The organism is Actinacidiphila epipremni, assembly GCF_012034175.1.
GTDB lineage: Bacteria > Actinomycetota > Actinomycetes > Streptomycetales > Streptomycetaceae > Actinacidiphila > Actinacidiphila epipremni.
On record NZ_JAATEJ010000016.1, the window covers coordinates 32977 to 54895 of the forward strand.

Genomic DNA, 21919 nt, shown 5'->3' on the forward strand with positions numbered 1-21919 from the left:
CGGCAGGGGGCCAGGGGCGTGTTCACCTGTGGGGGGCGCTCCGGCGACACCGGGGCGGCGCGCGTTCGTTGGGCAGCGCACACCGTGCCGTCCCGCGCGCCGGCCTGCCGCCGGCGCGCGTGCTGCTGCCAGGAGCCGCCCGTGCCCACCCCGTCCTCGCCGCCCGCCGGCGACCCGCCGCCCGTGCCGGGACGCCGACCGTACGGCAGCGTGCGGCTCGCCGCGCCCGTGCCCGCCGCGCCGGCGCCGCGCAGGGCGGCGCCGGGGCCCTGGCCGTACGGGAGCCTGCGGCTGCCGCCGCTGAGCGTGTCGGCGCTACGGGCGGGCCGCCGCCGGGCGCGGTGAGGTGCCCGCGGTGCCGGCGCGGATCGCGGTGAGCACGCCGCTCGCGAGCAGGGCCTGGCCGCCGAGGTAGGTCGCCATGACCCACGCGTCGTGGCCGGGCAGCAGGGGCCAGTCCGCGAGGTCGGTGGCGATGAGGCTGTCGGACAGCAGGAAGAGCGCACCGCCGATCCGGGCCGCCGGGCCGAGCCCGTACGCCCCGGCGGCCATCGCGGCGAGCAGCACGCTGTAGAGCGCGACGGGAACGCGCATGCCGGGGTCCAGCCCCGGCCACAGCAGCACGACGAGCACCGCCCAGACCAGGCCGTACGCCGCGCAGCGCAGCCGTACGGCGGTACGGCTGCCGCGCCGGAAGGCGCCGAGCCGGACGAACAGCCGCAGGTAGCACACGTGTCCGGCGGCGAAGCAGGCCATCCCGAGCAGGAACGGCACGGTGCCGCCGATGTCGAGCGCGAGGTCGCCGCCGCACCCGCACAGCAGCGCCGCGACCAGCAGCCCGGGCCCGCGCCAGTGCCGTACCCACAGCGCGAGCAGCGGCATGAGCAGCGGCTTGCTCACCTCCCGTACGAGGTCGAAGTGCTCCGCGACGGCGTTCAGGTGCAGCGCCGTCAGTGCGGCGAAGGCCCCGAGCAGCGCGTTGCCCTTGGCCGGGTCCGGCTCCGCCGAAGGGGTTGCGCCCTTCGCCGGGCCGCAGCCGGGGGCCTGCTGCGGCCCCTCGGCGGGCGTGAGCTCCGCCGCCCCGCCGCCCGCGCTCACGCGGCGGCCTCCGAGGGCGCCTCGCCGGGCCCGGCAGGGGCGGCACCGCTCGACCCCGCGCCGCCCCCCGCGGCCCGCGCGGCCTGCGCCGCCTCCGCGGCCTGCGCGGCCTCCGCGGCGGCGGGCGGGTGCCAGCCGGGGCCGTTGACGAGGTGGCCGACGCGGTCGCGCCATGTGCCGGCCGCCGCCAGGTCGCGGGCGAGCGCCGCGTACTCGTGGGTGGCGACCCGCAGCGGGTTGAAGGTCGCGATGTTCTTCGTCAGGCCGTAGACGGGGCGTTCGGTCTCCGGGGTGAAGGAGCCGAAGAGCCGGTCCCAGACGATGAGGATGCCGCCGAAGTTGCGGTCGAGGTAGCTGCCCTGGGAGGCGTGGTGGACGCGGTGGTGGGAGGGCGTGTTGAGCCAGAACTCCACCGGCCGGGACAGCTTGTCGATCCGCTCGGTGTGGATCCAGAACTGGTAGACCAGGTTGACCGACGAGCAGAAGGCGAGCGCCGCCGGGTGCACGCCGAGCGCGATGAGCGGCAGGTAGAAGGGCCAGGACGTCAGGCTCGTCCAGGGCTGGCGCAGCGCCGTGGAGAGGTTGAAGTTGCGGCTGGAGTGGTGCACGACGTGGCAGGCCCACAGGATGCGGATGACGTGGTGCCCGCGGTGCGACCAGTAGTAGAAGAAGTCCTGCGCGAGCAGCATCAGCAGCACCGTCCACCAGTGCACCGGCACCCGCAGCGGCGTCAGCGAGTAGAGCGCGGAGTAGATCGCGACGACCGGGATCTTCCACAGCGCGTCGGTGACCAGGCTGCCCAGTCCCATGGACAGGCTGGTCGCGGTGTCCCGGCCGGTGTAGCCGGCCGCGTCCTCGTCGGGGTGAATGCGGTAGCTGATCATCTCCACGACGGTCAGCAGCACGAAGGCGGGTATCGACCACAGCACGACATCGGGCAGTTGCGGCATGCGCGCACGATAAGCGCACATCCCGGGCGCGCACCAGAGGTTGTTACCGATTAGTACGGACGCGTACGCGTCAACTCTGCCGGACGGCGCGGGTGCCGCTCCCGGGCCGTGCCGGGACATCCGGGGCGGACGGGGATGATCCACTGTCGGCGGGCCCCCGTATCCTCAGTGACCATGCTGGACAACGCGACCGCCCCGCCGCCCCCTTCGCCCTGGCCCTCGGGCTACCCCGAGGGCTACGCGGTGGTCGACGTCGAGACCACCGGGCTCGGCCGGGACGACCGGATCGTGTCCGCGGCGGTCTACCGGCTGGACGCCCGCGGCGAGGTCCAGGACCACTGGTATTCGCCCGTCAACCCGCAGCGCGACCCGGGCCCGGTGTGGATCCACGGCCTGACGGCCCGGGCGCTGGCCGGCGCCCCGCTGTTCGCCGACATCGCCGGCGAGCTGGCCGAGCGGCTGTCCGGCCGGGTGCTGGTGGCGCACAACGCGGTGTTCGACTGGTCCATGCTGGCAAGGGAGTTCGCCCGGGCGCGGTCGGCGGCGCCGGTGGACCAGCGGCTGTGCACGATCGTGCTGTCCAAGGAGCTGCGGCTGCCGCTGGCCAACCACAAGCTGGAGTCGCTGGCCGCGCACTACGGCGTCGTGCAGCAGCGCGCCCACCACGCGCTGGACGACGCGCGGGTGCTCGCCGAGGCGTTCCGGCCGAGCCTGCACCTGGCGGCGGCGGCCGGGCTGCCGCTGCCGCTGCACACCTGCCGGCCGCTGACCGAGTGGGTCGACTCGCCGGTGCCCGCGCCGCGTTACGGGGCGCTGTACGGTTCGGGGCCGCGCTCGGGCTGGCGGCCGGCCCGCAAGCGCCCGGCGTGCCCGTATCCGAATCCGGGGCGGCTGGAGCCGGGCGGGGCGCTGATGCAGGGGATGCGGGTGGCGTTCTCCGGCGACACCGGGACGGACCGCGAGCTGCTGGAGGACCGGGCGACGGACGCCGGGCTGCATGTGGCGTCCTCGGTGAGCCGGCTGACCAGCGTGCTGGTCACCAACGACCCGGACTCCTCGACCGGCAAGGCGGTCAAGGCGCGGATGTACGGCACGCCGGTGATCGGCGAGCGCGAGTTCACCGAGCTGCTCAAGGCGGTCACCCCAGCGCCGGGCGTGCACGGCTGAGCCGGCGCGCGGGGCGGCCCGGGCCCGGAGGTACGGGCGGGCCCGCCGTCCGGGTGGCAGCCGGGCGACTCGCCAGCGGGGCGCGTTGTGCGGGCCGCCGGCGGGCCGCAGCCTGTGGCGCATGGCACGATGCGAAGTCTGCGGAAACGACTATGCGATGAGCTTCGAGGTGCACGCGCAGGGCGTGGTGCATGTCTTCGACAGCTTCGAGTGCGCCGTCCACCGGATGGCGCCGATCTGCGAGCACTGCCGGGTGCAGATCATCGGACACGGCGTGGAGGTCGACGGCCGCTTCTACTGCGGCGGGCACTGCGCGCGGGCGGAGGGCGGCGCCGGCATCGTCGACCACGCCGACAGCGCGGCCCCGGCCTGAGCCCGGCCTGACTGGGCCTGAGCCCGGACGCCCCCGCAGGCCCCGGCCGGCCCCCGCGGGCCGTCCGCGACACCCGCCCACCGACCGCACCCCTACCCGCGGGCGCCCCACGACCGGGAGGTACCGTCGTGGGGTGTACCGCTTCCTGCTGTCCCGCCAATGGGTGATCCTCACCCTGCTCGGCCTGGTGCTGATCCCGGTGATGATCAGGCTGGGCTTCTGGCAGCTGCACCGCCACGAGCACCGGGTGGCGAACAACCGGATCATCGCCGCGGCCCTGAAGGCCGACCCGGTGCCGGTCGAGTCGGTGACCCGCCCCGGCTTCCAGGTGCCGCACAAGGACCTCTACAAGGCGGTCACCGCCACCGGGCACTACGACACCGCGCACCAGGTCGTCGCCCGGCACCGCACCGCGGGCAACTCCGGCTCCGACGACGACTCCGGCGGCGGCCAGCAGGTCGGCTACCACGTCATCACCCCGCTGATCCTCGACGACGGCCGGGCCGTGCTGGTCAACCGCGGCTGGATCGCGCCCGGCAACGACCCCACCGTCTTCCCGAAGATCGCCCCGCCGCCCTCCGGCGAGGTCACGGTGGTGGGCCGGCTGCGGCCCGACGAGTCCAGCGCCGAGACCGGCATCCACGACCGCAAGGGCCTGCCGGCCCGGCAGATCATGCTGATCAGCGGCGCGGAGGTGAAGGCGGCCGGCGGGCTGCCGCAGCAGGTGGACGGCGGCTACCTGGAGCTGGTGCGCACCTCGCCCGCGCCGGGCAAGGGCCAGCCCGCGCTCATCCCCGCGCCCGACCACAGCAGCATCGGCCCGCACATGGCGTACGCGATCCAGTGGTGGCTGTTCAGCGCGATGGTGCCGGTCGGCTGGGTGGTGCTGCTGCGCAGGGAGCGGGCCGAGCTCCTGGCGGCCCGCGCCAAGGCCGCGCAGGGACCCGCGGAACCGGCCGGGCCCGGGACGCCCGGCGCCGCAGGGGAAGCCGCCGGGGCAGGCGAGGGCGCGCAGGCCGCGGGCGTCGCGGAGCCGGGCGCGCACGAGTCGCCCACCGCGCCCGCCGCGCCCGCCGCGGAGCCGGCCGCCCCCGCGGCCACGTACGAACCGGAGGAACTCCGCAGGATTCCCTGGGACGCTTTCCGGTAGCGGCGCGCCCGCCGCACCAGCACACTCGACACCAGGACCGGAAGGCGACGAGGCGGACCCGTGCCAGGACGTATCGAGGACTACGCGCTCATCGGCGACCTGCAGACCGCCGCGCTGGTGGGCAGGGACGGATCGATCGACTGGCTGTGCCTGCCGCGGTTCGACTCCGCGGCCTGCTTCGCCGCGCTGCTCGGCGAGGACGGCAACGGCCGCTGGCGGATCGCCCCGCTGGGCGCGCAGGGCCAGTGCAGCGAGCGCTCCTACCGCGGTGACACGCTCGTCCTGGACACGGTCTGGCACACCCCGACCGGGAGCGTGAAAGTCACCGACTTCATGCCGCAGCGCGACCGCGCGCCCGACGTCGTACGGATCGTCGAGGGGCTTTCCGGCGAGGTCGCCATGCGCAGCGAGCTGGCGCTGCGCTTCGACTACGGCAGCGTCGTGCCGTGGGTGCGCCGCGCCGACCACCAGCGGGTCGCGATCGCCGGCCCCGACGCGGTGTGGCTGCGCACCGAGCCGCCGCTGCCGATGTACGGCAAGAACATGCGCACCTACTCGGACGTCAGCGTGGCGGCGGGCGACCGGATCGCGTTCGTGCTCACCTGGCACCCCTCGCACGGCAGCAAGCCGCGGCGGATAGACGCCTTCGAGGCGCTGGACCAGAGCGTCCAGGACTGGGAGGAGTGGTCGGCGCGCTGCTGCTACCAGGGTCCGTGGCGGGAGGCCGTGCTGCGCTCCATGATCACCCTGAAGGCGCTGACGTACGCGCCCAGCGGCGGTATCGCGGCTGCCGCGACGACCTCGCTGCCCGAGGAGATCGGCGGGGTGCGCAACTGGGACTACCGCTACTGCTGGCTGCGCGACGCCGCCCTGACCCTCAACGCGCTGGTGTCCGGCGGCTTCCTCACCGAGGCCCGGGCGTGGCGCGACTGGCTGCTGCGCGCGGTCGCCGGCGACCCGGCCGACCTGCAGATCATGTACGGCATCGCGGGCGAGCGGCGGCTGACGGAGTACGAGGTGCCGTGGCTGAAGGGCTACGAGGGCTCGGCCCCGGTGCGGGTGGGCAACGCGGCGGCCGGCCAGCTCCAGCTCGACGTGTACGGCGAGGTGCTGGACTGCCTGTTCCTGGCCCGCAACACCGGGCTGCGCGACGAGCCGCACGCCTGGAACCTCCAGCGCTCCCTCATGGAGTTCCTGGAGGGCAAGTGGCACGAGCCGGACGAGGGCCTGTGGGAGGTGCGCGGCCCGCGGCGCAACTTCGTGCACTCCAAGGTCATGGCGTGGGTCGCGGCGGACCGCGCGGTGCGCACCATGGAGGCGCATCCCAAGCTGCGCGGCGACCTCGACCGGTGGCGCTCGATGCGGCTCCAGGTGCACGCCGAGGTGTGCGAGAAGGGCTACGACGCCGCCCGCAACACCTTCACGCAGTTCTACGGCTCGGCCGAGCTGGACGCGGCGACGCTGCTGATCCCGCAGGTCGGCTTTCTGCCGGCGACCGACCGGCGGGTAATCGGCACGGTCCAGGCGGTGCGCCGCGAGCTGGACTACCACGGCTTTGTCCGCCGCTACTCCCCCGACTCCGGCGGGGTGGACGGGCTGCCCGGCAGCGAGGGCGCCTTCCTGGCCTGCTCGTTCTGGCTCGCCTACGCCCTGAACGCCACCGGGCGGCGCGACGAGGCGCTGGAGCTGTTCGAGCGGCTGCTGGCGGTGCGCAACGACGTGGGGCTGCTGGCCGAGGAGTGGGATCCGGTGGCGGGGCGTCAACTGGGCAACTATCCGCAGGCGTTCAGCCATGTCGGGCTGGTCAACACCGCGCTCGCGCTGACGGGACTGGACGGGAGGACGGGCTGAGATGGACCTGGGGCTCAAGGACCGGGTGTATGTGGTGACCGGCGGCGGGCGCGGTCTGGGCCTGGCCGCGGCGCGCGAACTGGCCGCGGAGGGCGCGAAGGTCGTGGTGTCCGGGCGGACGGCGGCGACGGTGGACGCGGCGGCGGCCGAACTGGGCGGCCCGGAGCGGGCGCTCGGGGTCGTCGCGGACAACGCGGACCCCGCCACCGCGGAGACGCTGCTGGCGACCGCGCGGACCCGGTTCGGGGCGCTGGACGGGGTGCTGATCAGCGTCGGCGGGCCGCCCGCGGGCGGGGCGGCCGGCACCACGGACGAGCAGTGGCTGGCGTCGTTCCAGTCGGTCTTCCTGGGCGCGGTGCGGCTCGCCAGGGCCGCGGCGGCGTCGCTGGGCGAGGGCGGGGTCATCGGCTTCGTGCTGTCGGGCTCGGTGCGCGAGCCCATCCCGGGCCTGGCGATCTCCAACGGGCTGCGGCCGGGCCTGGCCGGATACGCCAAGACGCTCGCCGCGGAGGTGGGCCCACGCGGTATCCGGGTGGTGGGGCTGCTGCCGTCCAGGATCGACACCGACCGGGTCCGCGAGCTGGACGCGCTCACGGGCGATCCGGCCGAGGCCAGGGCCCGCAACAGCGCGCGTATCCCGTTGCGCCGCTACGGCTCCCCGGCGGAGTTCGGCCGCGCGGCGGCCTTCCTGCTCTCCCCGGCGGCGTCCTATCTGACGGGTGTGCTGCTGCCGGTCGACGGGGGCGCGCAGCAGGCGCTGTGACCCCGCGGGGCACCCTTACCCGGCCTCGCCCGGGAAGGGTGCCGCCGCCACGGCCAGGAGCAGCTGCCGGCGGGCGCACTCCCAGCGCGCCCGCCCGGCCGCGTCCCGGTCCCCGGACCCCGCGCCGGCCACCGCGCCCGCGGCCTTCTGCGCCTCGCGCGCCACGTCCAGGACGGTCGGCACGAAGGCGCTGCGCGCGATGATCCCGGCCTGCTCCATGGCCCGCCGGCTGTGCGCGAGCACCGCGATGCCCGCGATCCAGCTGATCTCCCGGGGGAGGCGGCCGAGCCCTTCGCGCGCGCCGAAGTAGCGCTCGTGCGCGGCCCTGACGCCCGCCGCGTCCCCGCTGTCGGCGAAGGATGCGGCGGCGTCCAGGTAGCCGAGGGACACCTCGGTGAGGGCCGGCCCGAGGATCTCGTGCGCGTCCCGCAGCGCCTGCCGGGCGAAGTCCAGCGCGAGGGCCCGCGCCAGCCGGTCGTCGGCGTCGCGCAGGATCCCGCCGAGGACCCTCGGGATGACGATCAGTTCCAGGACCCCCTGCCCACGCTCAGCGACTCCAGCACTTCCGAGGGCGTCCCGGCCACCGTCCGCAGCTGCGACAGCCCGTACAGCGACCGGAGCGAGCCGGCGTTCCTGAACTGCTCGCCGGGGAAGCCGCCGTGGGAGGTCTTGAGCTCCACGACCCATCCGACGGCCGAGCGCGGGTCGGACCGGTCGATCACCAGGAAGTCGCCCATCGACGCCTTGCCGTCGGTCCTGAACACCTGGAGGTTGGGCTTGCGTGCCATGAGGTCCCCGACGAATTTCAGCTCGGCCTTGCTCAGTTTGTACGAGCCGCCCGCGGCCTGCTGGCCGGCCCGGATCCTGACCGGGTTGCCGCAGCTGTTGTTGTGGACGAGCACCGGGGTGCCGCCGGCCACCACATAGTACGTGTGCAGCGCGTCGACGGTGAGGTTGTACGTGACGATGTGGCCGGTGTAGTCGCGTACGCCCGTGACCTGGGCGGTGCGGCCGTCGGCGGTGCGCAGCCGGTCGCCGGGGCGGATGTCGGCGGCGTCGGCCCAGCGGTTGCGGGTGACGTCCCAGTAGGGGTGGTGCCGGGTGGAGGTGAGCACCGTGGGGCCGGCCGGCGTGCTGATCGTCAGGTCGGTGAAGTCGGTGTCGGTCAGGGTCTTGATGACCCGGGTCACCTGGTGCGGGGCGGTCGTCCCGGTGAGCGGGTCGGTGGCCAGGACGGTGTCGCCGACCGCGAGGTCGTCGATGGGCTCGGTCGTGCCCGAGGCCAGCAGGACCGGCGTGTCGCCGGGGAAGCTGTTGCTGGCGCACTTGAGGAACTCCTCCAGCGCCTTGGCGCCGTCGCCTTCGGCGACGTCCTCCGCCGCCTTGGCCGCGGCGCGTTCGGCGATCTTCGCCGCGTCCTTGCTCTCGGACTGGAAGAGCAGGTCCATGCCGACGTCCACGGCGGCCGAGCCGCAGGACTTGCCGTGCCGTACGCAGTTGTAGGTGTCGATGACGCCGATCGGGTCGAGGTCGGCCCAGGTCAGCTTGATGCCGGAGTCGTCGCCGAGCAGGCCGGCGGCGTGGGCGTCCTTGCAGAAGGCGGTGACGCCCGGCACGTCGGTGGAGTTGTCGCACTTGCCGTGCGCCCAGTCCTGGAGCTGCTGGCTGTAGGAGCGGTCGGGGGCGTAGGGGTCCATGCGGTAGAGCTCGGTGACGGTCGGGACGCGGATGCCGTCGAGGGTGGGCTGGCCGTCCTGCGCGGTGCCGACGGTGAAGCCGCCGACCCGCTTGGGCTTGCCCTTGTGGTGGCCGCCGCCTGAGCCGCCCGAGCCGCCCGAGCTGCTGGAGCCGCCGCCCCCGCACATCAGGAAGCCGTCGCAGCGCGGCGGGGTGTCCTTGCCGCCGCCGGGGTGCGGGCCGCATTCGGACTGGTCGTACAGGCAGGTGTTCTGGGTGCCGGCCGGGTCGGTGCCGCCCGGGTCGCTCAGGCCGACCGGGTCGTCGTCGGCGTAGGCGTAGCCGTTCCACTGCTGCGGCCGGCCGGTGTCGAGCAGTGGGTCGGGGTTGAGGAAGCGGCCGGTGGCGGGCTGGTACTCGCGGGCGCCGAGGTTGGTCAGGCCGGTGACCGGGTCGGCGGTGCCGCCGACGAAGCCGTGGTCGCCGGCCCAGGTGGTGGGCTGGGTGCCGCGGGGGTTGCCGAACGGGTCGGTGGGGCGGCGGGTCTCGGTCAGCGTGCCGGCGTCGAGGGCGAGCGTCGCGGTACCGTGGTCGTCGGAGAGCTGCCAGGTCAGCCCGGCGGTGCCGGGGGCCTGGCGGACGGCGCTGAGCCCGTCGGGCAGCTCGTAGGTGCGCACGTCGGTGACGGCGCCGGTGGCGGTGTCGAGGGTCAGCTCGTCGCTGCCGAGGTCGAGGGTGGTCCTGCCGGGGTTGCGGCGCAGCAGCTGGTTGCCCGCGGCGTCGTAGACGTACGAGGTGGTGCCGGTGGTGCCCGCGGTGGTGACGGTGGCCAGTTCGTCCTCGGCGTCCCAGGTCAGGGTGCTGGTGCCGGTGGTGCCGCTGACGGCGGTGGTGTCGCCGAGCGCGTCGTACTGGTAGGAGGTCGGGCCGGGGTTGCCGGGGCCGGTGCTGGTGGTGGTGAGCAGGGCGTGCGGGCCGCCGGTGCCGCCGCCGGTGTCCGCGGCGGTGGTGGGGGTGTTCTGCTGCCCGGCGGGGGCGAAGACCTGGCTGGTGGTGACGTCCTTGGCGGTGTCGCCGGTGGTGTCGTGCCGCACGAGCTGCGTGCGGTTGCCGGTGGCGTCGTAGCCGTAGGAGGTCCAGTACGGGGCCGGGCCGCCGACGGTGGTGCGGCCGGCGGCGGCGCCGCTGGTGGGGGTGGTGTCCGTGCAGCCGCCGATGCCGGGCACGGACGGCTGGGGCGCGGTGGTGAGGCCGCCGGTGTCGGTCCAGGCGGTGGTGAGCCGGCCGAGGTGGTCGTAGCCGAAGCACTGCAGGTCGGTCTGCGCCGGGGTGTTGTCGGCGATGTTCCGGATCGCCGTGGTCTGGCCGGCGGCGTTGCGGGTGTAGGTGGTCTGCTGGACGGCGCCGGTGCCGGAGGTCTGCTTGTCGAGGTAGGTGCTCAGCAGGTTGCCGGTGGACTGGTCGTAGGTGTCGGTCGCGACGATCTCGGTGCCCCACGGGTTGACCGTGGTGCGCACCGGGCGCCCGAAGGCGTCGTAGTCGCTGGACAGGTCGTAGACGGCGGCGCTGGAGCCGAAGCCGAGCAGGGCACCGTCGGGGTCGTAGCTGTAGCTGACGGTCTCGGCGGGCAGGTTGCCGCGGGCGTCGGTGCGGGTGGAGGCGAGTGCGCCGGTGAGCTGGTTGTAGGTGGTGGTCGTGGTGAAGGGGCCGGCGAGGGCGCCTTCGGAGGCGGGCAGGCTCACGGTGGTGCCGGTCGGCCGGTAGGCGCTGTCGTAGCCGGTGACGGTGGAGGTGTACGCCTTGGCGGGGTCGCCGCCGTCGTAGCGGGTGGCGGCGACCGGCTGGCCCTTGGCGCCGTCGATGCCGTCGTACGTCCAGGCGCCGATCTGCTTCTTGGCGGTGGCGGGCGGGGTGGTGGCGTATTCGGCGGTCTGCCGGCCGATCAGGTCGTAGTCGTAGGAGAGGGTGACGCCGCGGGCGTCGGTGACGGACGTGACGTGCCCGTCGGCGTCGTAGGCGGTGGTGGTCCGGCCGGTGTCGGGGTCGGTCGCGGCGGTCTCCCGGCCGCGCAGGTCCAGGGTGTGGGTCCAGGTGTTCTTGGTCGTGGCGTCGGTCTGGCCCGCCGGGCTGCCGTCGGGGTGGTAGGTGTACGTCGTGACGTCCGCGTCGGTGGCGGTGCCGGTCGCGGTGGGCGTCCTGTACTGCCACAGCTGGCTGGTGCGGCCGAGCGCGTCGGTGATCGTGGTGGTGGGGGTGCCGCCCTTGGGGGGCGTCACGTCGGTCTCGTCGATGCCGGGGTAGGCGGTGGTGGTCTTCCACTGCTGGACGGCGTAGGCGGAGAAGACCGAGGCGACCGGGCGGCCGAGGCCGTCGTAGTCGGTGCTGGTCGAGCCGGGGACGTGGGCCTCGTCGGCGAGTGAGGGGACGGTGCCGGGCGGGGCGGTGTCGTCGTAGCGGGGTGCCTGCGTCTCGCGGATGCGGCCCTGGGAGTCGTAGAGCGTGGTGGTCAGCACCCGGCCGTGGTAGGCGGAGATGCCGGGGGTGGCCTGCTGCTGGATCTGCCGCCCGAAGCCGTCGAAGACCGACACCGAGGTGGTGTAGACGGGGGTGTCGCTGGTCAGGGTCCTGGTGGTCACCGACGACGGGCCTTTGGTGCCGTTGACGGCGTAGACGTAGACGGTGCTGGGGTTCTGTGCGGTGGTGCGGCCGGCGTTCCACACCTTGGTGAGCCGGCCGAGCGGGTCGTAGGCGGCGGTGGTGACCTTGGCGTTGATGTCGCTGGAGGTCAGCGACAGGTCGCGGGCCGGGTCGAGGGTGGTGACCGACTTCCACGGGGTGGTGCTGCCCGGGGCGGGGCTGAGCACCGTGACGGTGGAGGTCAGCTCGCCGGGGTGGGCGGAGTCGTAGCTGGTGGTCGTGGTGGCGCCGGCGGGGTGGGCGGCGTCGGTGGCGTTGGGGTCGGTCGCCGAGACGGTGCGGCCGTAGGCGTCGTAGCCGCTGGTGCCGGTGGTGGCGTAGACCGGGTTGCCCGCGGTGTCGTAGTGGTCGAGGACCTGGAGCGCGGTGGCGTTGCCGGTGGCGCCGGCCTGGCCGAAGGGCTTGTTGTCGAAGAGGGTGCGCTTGTCGGAGACGGTGTTGGCGGCGGTGGGCTCGGCGGTGCAGGCGCTCGCGCCGGACACGACGAGGGTCTCGTCGCTCAGGCCGGTCACCAGGGGGCTGGGGCCGGTGGCGTAGGAGGCGCGGGTGCACTGCTCGGGCAGGCCGTCGGCGACCTGGTCGGACGTCAGGGTGCGGTTGGCGTGGCCGGGGTCGTTCGTCGTGGTGGTGGTGACGGTCTGCCAGGCGCCGTTCTTCTTCCTGGCGCGTGCGGTGGCGACGGTCCGCACCCCCAGGTAGCGGGCGGTCAGCGCGGGCAGCGAGGAGCCGCGTACGTGGGTCGCGGTGGGGTCGGAGGCGGTGGAGGTGCTGACGTCGTAGGCGACGACGGTGCCGCCGGCCTTGTCGTAGGTGTCGGTCTCGTACACCTGGCCCGACAGCCAGTCGGAGTCGGTGATCGTGTCGCCGAGGGAGTCCTTGACGGTGACGGTGCGGTGGCCGCCGGCGCCGTTGTCGTCGCCGTCCATGCCCTGGAGGTAGTGGGTGACGGTCTGCGACCTGGGGCCGTCCTCGCCGTCGCCGACGACGGCGGTGACGGAGGCGAAGCCGCGGAAGTCGTCCCAGGTGCGGGTCTTGGGGTCGGCCAGTTCACTGTCGTCGTAGTGCCAGGCCGCCGGGCCGTAGGCGTAGCTGGTGGTGACGGACGGGGTGTGGCCGACCGGGTCGTTCTCGCTGACGGAGTCGACCTGGTAGCGGTTGAACCAGTCGGAGACCGGGTCGGCGCCGTACTGGCTGCCCGGCGGGTACCACTTGACGTTGTAGCAGGCCATGGTGTCGGTGGCGGCGGAGGCCGGCATGGTCTTCTGCAGCCGGGAGCAGGCCGGCAGCCGGTAGTCGACCTGGAACTGCTCGCCGGTCTCGGTGGTGATCCGCTGGATGCGGGGCCGGTTGAAGATCGCGGGCGCGGGCACCAGGTCGGTGCCGTCGACCCGGTTGGGCAGCTCGACCGGGGTGAAGGTGACCGGCGGCAGCGGCAGGTCGGCGCCGTCGTGGCCGGTGCGGACGATGGAGTCCAGCCACATGCCGGGCTTGGCGCCGTCCTGCGGGTCGGGGAAGTGCTGGGTGAGGTCGTAGCTGTCGATGTCCTTGTACGTGCCGCCGGACAGCCACTGGGTGGTGATGGTCTTCAGCCGCAGGTTCGACCAGAAGCTCTCGCCGTAGTTCTTGCAGGCGGTGGCGCCCTTGTCGCAGTTCTGGTCGTAGGGGACGTCCGGCCAGTGCGAGGAGTTGTCCTTGCCGAGGGTGGCGCCGGCGCAGGTGTAGCCGCCGTCGGTGGAGCAGCGGCCCTCGGCGGCGGGGGTGAACACGACGCGGGCCGGGGCCTTGAGGGTGCCCTTGGCGGCGACCTCGTCGGGCAGCCGCACCCCGTAGGCGATGCCGGTCAGGGCGCCACCGCGGATGTACGGGGTGAGGGTGCCGGTGCCGTTGTTCTGGCCGGCGCCGCGCTCGTAGTAGTTGGTCTCGGGCCGGTAGGTGTAGGTGGTGAGGTTGCCGTGGGCGTCCACGGCGTAGTCGAGGTTGAAGCGCCAGGCGGTCTGGCACCAGGAGGCGTCGCCCTTGGCGGCGTCGTGGCAGGGGTCGGTGCTCTTGGGCGAGTAGACCGGCTCGGTCCAGGCGGAGTCGGTCGCCGGGTCGGTGCCGTCGCCGCCGGGCAGGTGGTTGAGGCCGAAGTAGTAGACGTTGCCGCTGCTGGTGCTGACCTTGACGTACTCGCCGGTGGGCGTGCCGTTGGTCGCGCCGGTCAGGAACTCGACCTTGGAGCCGTCGTCGTCCTGGAGCCGCCAGAGCGCGGGGTTCTTGTCGTCGTGGACGAGCCGGCCCGACTGGCCGTCGAGGGAGAGGGTGACGCTGTCGCCGCCCCAGCACATGTCGCTGGAGTGGGCGATGCCGTCGTCGTCGCAGCCCTTGAAGGAGCGTTCGACGTAGCCGGGCGAGTAGTCCCAGCCGTCGCCGATCCAGGAGGACTGGGAGTTGGTGGCGGAGGTCAGGCCGTCCACCGAGGAGGAGTCGTAGGTCAGCGCCACGGCGGGGGTGTCGCCGCCGGGGGCGGGCGGCAGCTGGAGGGGGTAGCTGTAGCCGAAGCCGCCGTTGGCGGAGCCGGCCGTCCAGGCGGCGCTGGGGTTGAGGCTGGTGGCGGCGTAGTTGCCGGCGCCGCCCGCGGGGGTGGTGTCGGCGGCGACGACCAGGCCGTCGGCGGCGGTCGCGGCGCTCGTGGCCGCGGTGGTGGTGGTCGCGGGGAGGGCGATGTCGGCGGTGAGCCGGTGGGTGGCCGGGTCGTAGCGCGAGGGCAGCGGGGTGGCGGCGGCGCAGCCGGGGGCCTGCGGGGTCGTCAGGGCGCAGGGGGGAAGGGCGAGCAGCCGGGAGCGGGCGGCTGCGTCACCGCCGTAGGCTGCGTCGAGGGCGCTCACGTCGAGGCCGACCTCGACCGCTCCGGCGGCTCCGGCGGTGGCGCGGGACAGCGCGACGACGGGGCCGTGGTAGCCGGTCGCGGCGGCGGTCGCGGCCGGGACGGCGTCCACGGTCAGCGCGGTGCCGGCGGCGGCCGGGGCGGCCCTGACGGCTGCGGGGGCTGGGGTGGCCGGGGCGGCGGTGGCTCCCTGCGGGCCGGCTGCGCCGGTCGCGGCGCTGCCTCGCGCCGCCGTTCCCGTGGCCGCCGTTCCCGTGGCCGCCGGCGTCCCCGTGCCGGGGCGGACGGTCGTGGTGGGCGCGGCGGTGGGCCGTACCCATACGCCGAGCTTGCCGGCGCGGGCGGGCTGCGGCCGGGTCGTGCCGGTGGCGGCGGGCATGTCGAGGGTGGCGGTGCCGGTCGCCGTGGCGGCGGCGGTCGCCGCCGGTCCGGCCCACTCCGGCGGCACCGGGCGGTCCGGCGCGGTGGGGGTGGGAGCCGCGAGCGGTGTGCCGGGGACCGAGGGGGTCCTGGGCAGCGGTGTGCCGGGTGGCGACCAGACCTTGTGCGGGTCGGCGGGTTGCCCCGTCGCCTCCGCGGTGACCGGACCGAGCAGTGCCGCGACGGTGGCGAGCACCGTCAGCACGTCCGTCATCCATGAGCGGCGTCCGGCCCTGCCGGGCCGAGCCCGTCCCCAAGAACCCACGAGAACCCCCTCGCAAGCGACGGCCGCCGGGGAAGTCCTCGGCGGCCACAGTTGAGAGGGACGGTATAGTACGAAGCTCATATGTTTTTGAGCAGGAAAATATCTTGCCCATATTTTTACTCAGCCCGGGCGAGCGGTCACCTATTGTGCGCTCAACCGCGCCACAAGGCGCCACAAGGGGAGGGGACCCCATGGGGGGTATGAGACGGCCCGCTCGCGGGAAGCGCCGGGCGGACACGCCCGGCAGGCGGTCGGCGGGTGTCCTGCTGGCCCTCGCGCTGATGCTCGCGGGCGGGGCGGCGACCGGGCTCGCCGGCCCCGCCGCCGCCGACGCCGGGTCCGGCGGCGACGGCCATGTGACCGCGCTGCCACCGGACGCCACACCGCAGGACCGGGCCGTCGCGCAGGCCCGGGAGACCGGGCAGCCGGTCGTGGTCGACGCGCTCACCACGCCGTACGCGCAGACCACCGCCAACCCGGACGGCACGCTCACCCAGCAGAGCACCCCCGCGCCCACCCGGGTGCGGCAGAACGGGACGTGGGTGCCGGTCGACAGCACCCTGAAGGTGAACGCCGACGGCACCCTGTCGGCGAAGGCGCCGCTCAACGCGCTGACCCTGTCCGGCGGCGGCACCGCCCCGCTGGCCACGCTCACCGGCGAGGACGGCAGCACGCTGGCGATCGGCATGCCCTTCGCGCTGCCCGCCCCCACCGTCCACGGCGACACGGCGGTCTACGCCGACGTGCTGCCGGACGTGGACCTGGACGTCACCGCGACCGACGTCGGCGGCATCCGCGAGGTGCTGGTCGTCAAATCCGCCGCCGCCGCGGCCGATCCGGCGCTCGCCACCCTGCGGCTGTCGACGACCGGCGCGGGCCTGACCATGCAGGCCAACGCCGACGGCGGGCTCCAGGCGGTCGACAGCGCCGGCGCCGTCCACTTCGTCGCCCCCACCCCGACCATGTGGGACTCCAGCACCCCGGACACCGCCGCGGCGGCGGCCGGGCGGCCGGACGCGCTCGCCCCGCAGGCCGCCGCGGGCGCCGACCCCAGCACCGCCGACGGCCCCGGCACCGGCGCGCAGACCGCCCCGCTCCAGGTCAGCGCCACCGGCGACGCGGTCACCCTCACCCCGCCCGCCGGCCTGCTGCACGGCGCCGGCACCCACTACCCGGTCTACATCGACCCGTCCTACCTGCCGTGGAAGGCCGGCGCGCCCACCTGGACGTGGGTCCAGTCCGCCTACCCCACCGCCGACAACTTCGGGCAGTACGGCACCTCCCACAGCTCCCAGCCGGGCCTGGGCCTGTGCGGCACCTACCCCGACGGCGGCAGCTGCGTCCCCTCCGACAAGGAGCGCACGTACTACCAGTTCAACACCTCGGCCCTGCACTCCGCGCAGGACGTCATCGGCAGCGCCACCCTGACGGTCACCCAGACGTACTCCGCCGACTGGAGCTGCACCAACAAGTACGCGGTACGCGCCTATGCCTCGACCACCGCGATCGGGCACGGCACGAACTGGAACAACCAGCCCGGCGGCGGGCTCGTCGGCAGCGTCAGCGTCGGCGGCACCGGCTCGGCCGACTGCGGCAACGTCTCCTTCAGCTACAACGCGACCTGCGCCGTCCGGCACGCCATGGGCGACAGCGACAGCAGCTGCCCGGCGATGAGCGCCAGCTCCAGCGTCCTGACCTTCGGGCTCTACGGCGACGAGTCCGACGCCAACGGCCTCAAGCGGCTGTCCAACAAGGCCACCCTCAGCGTCACCTACGACGCCACGCCGAACGCGCCGAAGAACTTCACCGCCTCCCCCACCCCGCGCTACGCCTCCGCCGGCACCACCCAGCCGTGCGAGGCGACCGCCAACTCCACCACCTCCGCCTTCCTCGACAACCCCGGCGCCGGCGGCCTCCAGCTCAAGGCCACCGTCTCCAGTCCGACCAGCCCCGCCCAGCCGGTGCGCGGCTACTTCGACCTGTGGGACACCGCCGGGACGGTGCTGACCGGCTACACCGGCTACTACTCCTCCGGCAGCCAGGCCGTCTTCACCGTGCCCACCGCCAAGCTCCAGGACGGCGGCTCCTACGGCTGGGACGTCTCCGCCAACGACGGCATCCTCACCTCGGCCGCGGCGCCCGGCACCCACTGCCACTTCCGCGTCGACCTGACCCCGCCCACGGTCACCGTGCCCGAGGCACCCGACCAGCTGCCGGCCGGCTCGCTCGGCGCGACCTTCCCGCCGTCCGGCAACGGCCAGGTCACCGGCGTCTTCGCCGGGGGCGGCGGCTGGGTGCCCTTCACCGCGACCGACCCGGCGCCGCACGGCACGCCCTCGGGCCTGGCCTGCATGCACTGGAGCTTCGACCCGACGCTGTCGGACGCCGCCTGGCAGTGCGGCGCCAAGCTGCCCTCGCAGGCGAACGGGCTGGCCGTCTTCCCCACGCACTGGGGCACCAACGTCGTCTACGTCCAGGCCGAGGACAACGCGGGCAACTACTCCACCGTCGTGCCGTACGCCTTCTACGTGCCGTGGAACCCGCACGGCCCGACGCCGGTCTTCGGCGACACCACCGGTGACGGCTCCCCCGACGTGCTCGTCCCCGGCGGCGACGGCAACCTCTACGCGCACTCCGTGCCCGGCAACACCCAGGCCGCGAGCCCCGCGGTGAGCCTGGCCGCCAAGGCCGCCGACTCCCCGGCCGGCGACGCGTGGAAGGGCTACCAGGTCACCCACCGCGGCAGCATGCGCAGCGGCCTGAACGTCGACGACCTGATCGTGCACAAGACGGGGTCGCCGTCGATGGTCTTCTACTACAACCCCGGCAACACCGGCACCGACGGCCGCTTCGACAAGAAGCAGGAGATCGCCAAGCCGCCCTGCCCGTCCTGCACGGACTACGCGGCCGACTGGTCGACCACCCTCCAGGTCACCGCGCTCGGCGACGTGTCCACCACCGCCCTGGACGCCGGGCACTTCGGCCACTACACCGGGCTGCTCACCACCGAGACCACCGGCTCGGGGGACGCCGCGCTGTGGTTCTACCCGACCGTCGCCTTCGGGACGCTCGGCGCCCCGGTGAAGGTCGCGGCCACCGGCTGGAAGGCCATGGACCTGATGTCGCCCGGCGACACCGCCGGCACCGGCAAGCCGGGCCTCTGGGCCCGCAACCGCACCACCGGCGACATCGACAGCTACACCCTGACCACCGGCACGACCTCCACCGACGCCGACGGCGACCCGCTGGACGAGCCGGCGCCCATCGTCACCGCGGTCAGCGCCGGCACCAAGTTCGGCAACCTGGTCGCCGCCAACGACCCGCTCGTCGGCTCCGACGGCGACCTCACCGGCGACGGCATCCCCGACCTGTGGTCGGTCTCCAGCGCCGGCAGCCTCAACATCCGCCCCGGCACCACCGCGACCGGCAGCGCCGGCTCACCGGTCACCGGCACCGCCCCGTACTTCACCATCGGCAGCAACGGCACCGCCGCCGACCAGTGGCAGCTGGCCGGCAGCACCGCCGACACCGACACCACCAACCCGGCCACCGCGTACGGCGCGACGGGCTGGGGCCCGGGCCACACCGGCGCGGCGAACTCGGCGCTGGTCCTGAACGGCACGACAGGCCTGCTCCAGTCCGCGCACGCCGCGCTGGACACCAGCAGGAGCTACACCGTCTCGGCGTGGGTGGAGCTGGGCTCGACGGCCGCCACGATCGGCGCGGTGAGCCAGGGCACCGTCAACCACCAGGCCTTCTACCTCGGCTACCAGCAGCCCACGCACTCCTGGTACTTCCAGACCACCACCGGTGACGCCACCGACACCACCCTGGTCGCGGCGACCGGCGGCACCCGGGACGCGACGGGCAAGGAGCAGTCGCCCACCACCGGCGTGTGGACCCTCATCACCGGGGTCTACGACGCCGACACCGACACCCAGACGCTGTACGTCGACGGGGTCGCCGCCAACAAGGCCGCGGTGAACCCCACCCCGGTCTACAACGCCGGCGGCCGGCTCAACATCGGCGGCAACGCGACGATCGGCAGCACCACCCCGTACAACCAGTGGAACGGCTCCATCGCCGACGTCCGCGCCTACCCCGTCGCGCTCACGCCCGACGAGGTGCACCACCTCTACACCACGTCATGACGTCATGAGCGGCCCCGTGCGGCCCGGGTCAGGTCACCCGGGCCGCACGGTGGCGGACCGGGCGCAGCCGGGCCTCGGCGGGCAGGTCGTCCAGGCCGGCGGAGGTGCGGGCGCGCTCCAGGACGTGGGCGTCCAGCCCGGCGACGACGTCCTCGGGCGTGGCGTGCGGGGCCAGGCCCAGCACCAGGCGCGCCTCGGGGCTGCCGCGGCGGCCGGTGAGCAGCGCGTTCGCCCACTCGACGCCCTCGTGCTCCTCGGCCTCGGCACGCAGCACGTTCTCCAGCGCGCGACCGCGCAGCAGCGCGCCCTGGCCGTCGCCGCTGTCGATCCTGATCTGCCGCAGCCGCCGGGTGCGGGCCTGCGCCAGCAGCCACCACAGGCCGATGACGAAGAGCACCCCGAGGACGGCGAAGACCACCGGCCACCACCAGCCGTCGGAGCGGTAGCGGGTCCGGTCGTGGCTGCTGAGCAGCACGTCCTTGGGGCCGCGGTAGGGCCACCAACCGGGCATGGTGAAGTTCCAGTGCCGCGGCAGGTCGAGGCCGGCGAACAGCACCGCGAGCCCCACGACGAGCAGGATCAGGCCGAGCAGCCCCAGCATGAGCCGGTTGACGGTGGTGCGCATCCTCGCCTCACCCCTTCTTTTCCGCGCGCCGCAGGTGGATGCGCAGATGCGGCGACCGGGCCAGGCCCAGCTGCCGTACGGCCTCGCCGAGCGCGGTCGTCAGGTCGGTGCGCACCTCTTCCAGGTCGCGGAAGTGCGAGGCGGCCCGCGCCGTGATCTTCCGGCGGCCGACCTCGACCCGCGCCCAGCGCACCCCGGAGACCTCCATCGCCCGGTCCCGCAGCACCAGTTCGGCCGCCCGCCGGTCCAGGCCCGCGCGTACGCCCGCCGTGCCGCTGCGCGCCATCGGCAGCACCCCGCGCTCGCCGGGGGTCGCGGCGAGCACCAGCAGCCACAGGCCCAGCGCCGCGGCGACGGCGGCGCCGACGATGATCCACACGTTGTCCAGGTGCCGGGTGGCGAGCTCATGGGCGAGGGTGCGGCGCCACTGCATGCCCTGGCGGTCGGCGCGCACCGAGGCGATGTCGTAGAGGAACAGGCCGGAAAGGCCCAGCCCCACGGCGGCGGCGAGGGCGGCGGGCACCCGGCGCCCGGACCAGAAGCGGCGGACCCTGGGGCCCTCGCCGGCACCGGGCAGCCCCGAGGTCACCGCGTACGGTTCGAGGTCCCGGCGCTTGGTGATGCTGACCCGGGCGGCCTCCTCCGGCGACTGGTTCGGGTCCTGCGCGCGGTAGACGTGGCTGCCGCCCTCGTCGGTCATTCCACTCTCCCCTCCTGCGCACGGCTCGCCGCCGCGGAGTGCAGCCGCTCCACCTCGACGGCCACCTCGGGTACATCCATACCCGTCAGCGCCTCGACCCGGCCGGTGACATGGCGGCGCACCGAGCCGCACACCGTCCCGATGTCGGCCGGGTAGCCCAGTTCCAGGGTGAGCCGCAGCCGCGCGGTGTCCTTGCGGACCGACACCGAGGCGTGCGGGCGGGTGTCGCGCGGGACGAGGTCGGCGCCGGGCGCGTCGGTCAGCACCTCACCGGCGGCCTGGGCGGCGATCTTGGCGACCACCCGGTCCGCGATGCGCAGCGCCCCCCGGTCGGCCGGGGGGAGCTGCCCGGGGACGGCCGACGACGCCATCAGCGCCGCCGGTCGCGGTCGCGGTCACGGTCCCGGTTGCGGAAGAAGTCGCCGGGTTCGAGGTCGCCGTCGAAGAACTTGCCCGCCACGAAACCGACCGCGCCGAGCAGGGCCACCACCAGAAAGGCGCCGAAGCCGCCGAAGTAGCCGGCGAACCCCAGTGCCATCCCGGCCGCGAGGCCGATCACCGCCATGCTCATCGTCCGCTCCAGGTCCGTTCGGGTGCGTCACGCGCGCGGTCACGCGCGGTGTGTCCGGTCAGGTGCGCGGGCGCCGGGTCCCTACTGGACCCGCTGCTCGCGTTCGTCATCATCGTCTTCGTCGGGCAGCTTCACATCGCCCACGGCCACATTGACCTCGACGACTTCCAGGCCCGTCATCCGCTCGACCGCCGCGACCACGTTCTCCCGCACCGCGCGGGCGACCTCGACGATGGAGACGCCGTACTCCACCACGATGTCCAGGTCGAGCGCCGTCTGCACCTCGCCGACCTCGGCCTTGACGCCGCGGGTGGCCGAGCGGGTGCTGCCGGGGACCCGGTCGCGGACCGCGCCGAACGTCCGGGACAGGCCGGTGCCCATCGCGTGCACGCCCACCACGTCGCGCGCGGCAAGACCGGCGATCTTCTCCACCACGCCGTCGGCGATGGTGGTACGGCCGCGGCTCGCCGGGTCGCCGAGCGCCTTGCGGGCCGGGCCGCCGGCGCTGCCCTTGTCCAGCGTCCTGCCGCCTTCGGGGGTGAGCGACGAGCCTTCGGGCTCGGGCCGGTTGTACTGCGCGCTGTCCGTCATCGCG

General features: G+C 74.2%; 16 protein-coding genes. 7 read left to right on the forward strand and 9 right to left on the reverse strand.

From position 1 onward, the window contains the following. Positions 1-141: 141 nt before the first annotated feature. Positions 142-345 carry a hypothetical protein gene (locus tag HCN08_RS19600; RefSeq protein WP_167984455.1) on the forward strand — a complete coding sequence of 68 codons (204 nt, stop codon included), beginning with the start codon at positions 142-144 and terminating at the stop codon, positions 343-345. On the opposite strand, the gene HCN08_RS19605 is transcribed toward HCN08_RS19600, so the two are convergent. Continuing rightward, positions 316-1098, reverse strand: a complete 783-nt coding sequence (locus tag HCN08_RS19605; RefSeq protein WP_322974570.1) for a lysoplasmalogenase — start codon at positions 1096-1098, stop codon at positions 316-318. The two genes, HCN08_RS19600 and HCN08_RS19605, sit on opposite strands and share 30 nt — an antisense overlap. Continuing rightward, positions 1095-2048, reverse strand: coding sequence for a sterol desaturase family protein (locus tag HCN08_RS19610; protein WP_167984456.1), 954 nt, complete (start codon positions 2046-2048; stop codon positions 1095-1097). The genes HCN08_RS19605 and HCN08_RS19610 overlap by 4 nt, the downstream gene beginning before the upstream one ends. Before the next feature lie 174 nt (positions 2049-2222). Here HCN08_RS19610 and HCN08_RS19615 point away from each other — a divergent pair, with 174 nt between their 5' ends. From HCN08_RS19615 to HCN08_RS19635, 5 genes are all read left to right on the forward strand, one after another. Further along, positions 2223-3215, forward strand: coding sequence for a DEDDh family exonuclease (locus HCN08_RS19615; protein ID WP_167984457.1), 993 nt, complete (start codon positions 2223-2225; stop codon positions 3213-3215). 121 nt (positions 3216-3336) lie between these two features. Then, positions 3337-3588 (forward strand): hypothetical protein, encoded by a 252-nt coding sequence (locus HCN08_RS19620; protein ID WP_167984458.1) that lies wholly within the window; start codon positions 3337-3339, stop codon positions 3586-3588. A gap of 133 nt (positions 3589-3721) precedes the next feature. Next, the gene (locus HCN08_RS19625) at positions 3722-4738 is read left to right on the forward strand and encodes an SURF1 family cytochrome oxidase biogenesis protein (RefSeq protein ID WP_167984459.1); all 1017 of its coding nucleotides are present in this window, start codon (positions 3722-3724) and stop codon (positions 4736-4738) included. Positions 4739-4798: 60 nt separating this feature from the next. Beyond that, positions 4799-6589 (forward strand): glycoside hydrolase family 15 protein, encoded by a 1791-nt coding sequence (locus HCN08_RS19630; protein ID WP_167984460.1) that lies wholly within the window; start codon positions 4799-4801, stop codon positions 6587-6589. Position 6590: 1 nt separating this feature from the next. Beyond that, the gene (locus tag HCN08_RS19635; RefSeq protein WP_167984461.1) at positions 6591-7352 is read left to right on the forward strand and encodes an SDR family oxidoreductase; all 762 of its coding nucleotides are present in this window, start codon (positions 6591-6593) and stop codon (positions 7350-7352) included. A gap of 15 nt (positions 7353-7367) precedes the next feature. On the opposite strand, the gene HCN08_RS19640 is transcribed toward HCN08_RS19635, so the two are convergent. Beyond that, entirely contained in the window at positions 7368-7742 is a 375-nt protein-coding gene (locus HCN08_RS19640; RefSeq protein ID WP_167984462.1) for a hypothetical protein, read from the reverse strand. A gap of 131 nt (positions 7743-7873) precedes the next feature. Further along, positions 7874-15226 (reverse strand): RHS repeat-associated core domain-containing protein, encoded by a 7353-nt coding sequence (locus tag HCN08_RS36245; protein ID WP_167984463.1) that lies wholly within the window; start codon positions 15224-15226, stop codon positions 7874-7876. 251 nt (positions 15227-15477) lie between these two features. Between HCN08_RS36245 and HCN08_RS19650 the strand changes: the two genes are divergently transcribed. Continuing rightward, entirely contained in the window at positions 15478-19428 is a 3951-nt protein-coding gene (locus HCN08_RS19650; RefSeq protein WP_167984464.1) for a LamG-like jellyroll fold domain-containing protein, read from the forward strand. Positions 19429-19456: 28 nt separating this feature from the next. Here the strand turns inward: HCN08_RS19650 and amaP are convergent, their stop codons facing one another. The 5 genes from amaP to HCN08_RS19675 form a co-directional block, all read right to left on the reverse strand. Further along, positions 19457-20053 (reverse strand): alkaline shock response membrane anchor protein AmaP, encoded by a 597-nt coding sequence (gene amaP / locus HCN08_RS19655; RefSeq protein ID WP_167984465.1) that lies wholly within the window; start codon positions 20051-20053, stop codon positions 19457-19459. 7 nt (positions 20054-20060) lie between these two features. Further along, positions 20061-20753 carry a DUF6286 domain-containing protein gene (locus tag HCN08_RS19660; protein ID WP_167984466.1) on the reverse strand — a complete coding sequence of 231 codons (693 nt, stop codon included), beginning with the start codon at positions 20751-20753 and terminating at the stop codon, positions 20061-20063. Further along, a complete protein-coding gene (locus HCN08_RS19665) occupies positions 20750-21124 on the reverse strand; it encodes an Asp23/Gls24 family envelope stress response protein (RefSeq protein ID WP_167984467.1) in 375 nt (124 codons plus the stop codon). Before HCN08_RS19665 ends, HCN08_RS19660 begins: the two co-directional genes overlap by 4 nt. Then, positions 21124-21324 carry a hypothetical protein gene (locus HCN08_RS19670; protein ID WP_167984468.1) on the reverse strand — a complete coding sequence of 67 codons (201 nt, stop codon included), beginning with the start codon at positions 21322-21324 and terminating at the stop codon, positions 21124-21126. Before HCN08_RS19670 ends, HCN08_RS19665 begins: the two co-directional genes overlap by 1 nt. Positions 21325-21405: 81 nt before the next feature. Continuing rightward, a complete protein-coding gene (locus tag HCN08_RS19675) occupies positions 21406-21915 on the reverse strand; it encodes an Asp23/Gls24 family envelope stress response protein (RefSeq protein ID WP_167984469.1) in 510 nt (169 codons plus the stop codon). Between the last annotated feature and the right edge of the window lie 4 nt (positions 21916-21919).

Excerpts from the sequence above, each read along its gene's own strand:
- HCN08_RS19610 (WP_167984456.1), bottom strand. The coding sequence starts at position 2,048 with ATGCCGCAACTGCCCGATGTCGTGCTGTGGTCGATACCCGCCTTCGTG.
- HCN08_RS19615 (WP_167984457.1), top strand. The coding sequence starts at position 2,223 with ATGCTGGACAACGCGACCGCCCCGCCGCCCCCTTCGCCCTGGCCCTCG.
- HCN08_RS19620 (WP_167984458.1), top strand. The coding sequence starts at position 3,337 with ATGGCACGATGCGAAGTCTGCGGAAACGACTATGCGATGAGCTTCGAG.
- HCN08_RS19635 (WP_167984461.1), top strand. The coding sequence starts at position 6,591 with ATGGACCTGGGGCTCAAGGACCGGGTGTATGTGGTGACCGGCGGCGGG.
- HCN08_RS36245 (WP_167984463.1), bottom strand. The coding sequence starts at position 15,226 with ATGACGGACGTGCTGACGGTGCTCGCCACCGTCGCGGCACTGCTCGGT.
- HCN08_RS19650 (WP_167984464.1), top strand. The coding sequence starts at position 15,478 with ATGAGACGGCCCGCTCGCGGGAAGCGCCGGGCGGACACGCCCGGCAGG.
- amaP (WP_167984465.1), bottom strand. The coding sequence starts at position 20,053 with ATGCGCACCACCGTCAACCGGCTCATGCTGGGGCTGCTCGGCCTGATC.
- HCN08_RS19660 (WP_167984466.1), bottom strand. The coding sequence starts at position 20,753 with ATGACCGACGAGGGCGGCAGCCACGTCTACCGCGCGCAGGACCCGAAC.
- HCN08_RS19665 (WP_167984467.1), bottom strand. The coding sequence starts at position 21,124 with ATGGCGTCGTCGGCCGTCCCCGGGCAGCTCCCCCCGGCCGACCGGGGG.
- HCN08_RS19670 (WP_167984468.1), bottom strand. The coding sequence starts at position 21,324 with ATGAGCATGGCGGTGATCGGCCTCGCGGCCGGGATGGCACTGGGGTTC.
- HCN08_RS19675 (WP_167984469.1), bottom strand. The coding sequence starts at position 21,915 with ATGACGGACAGCGCGCAGTACAACCGGCCCGAGCCCGAAGGCTCGTCG.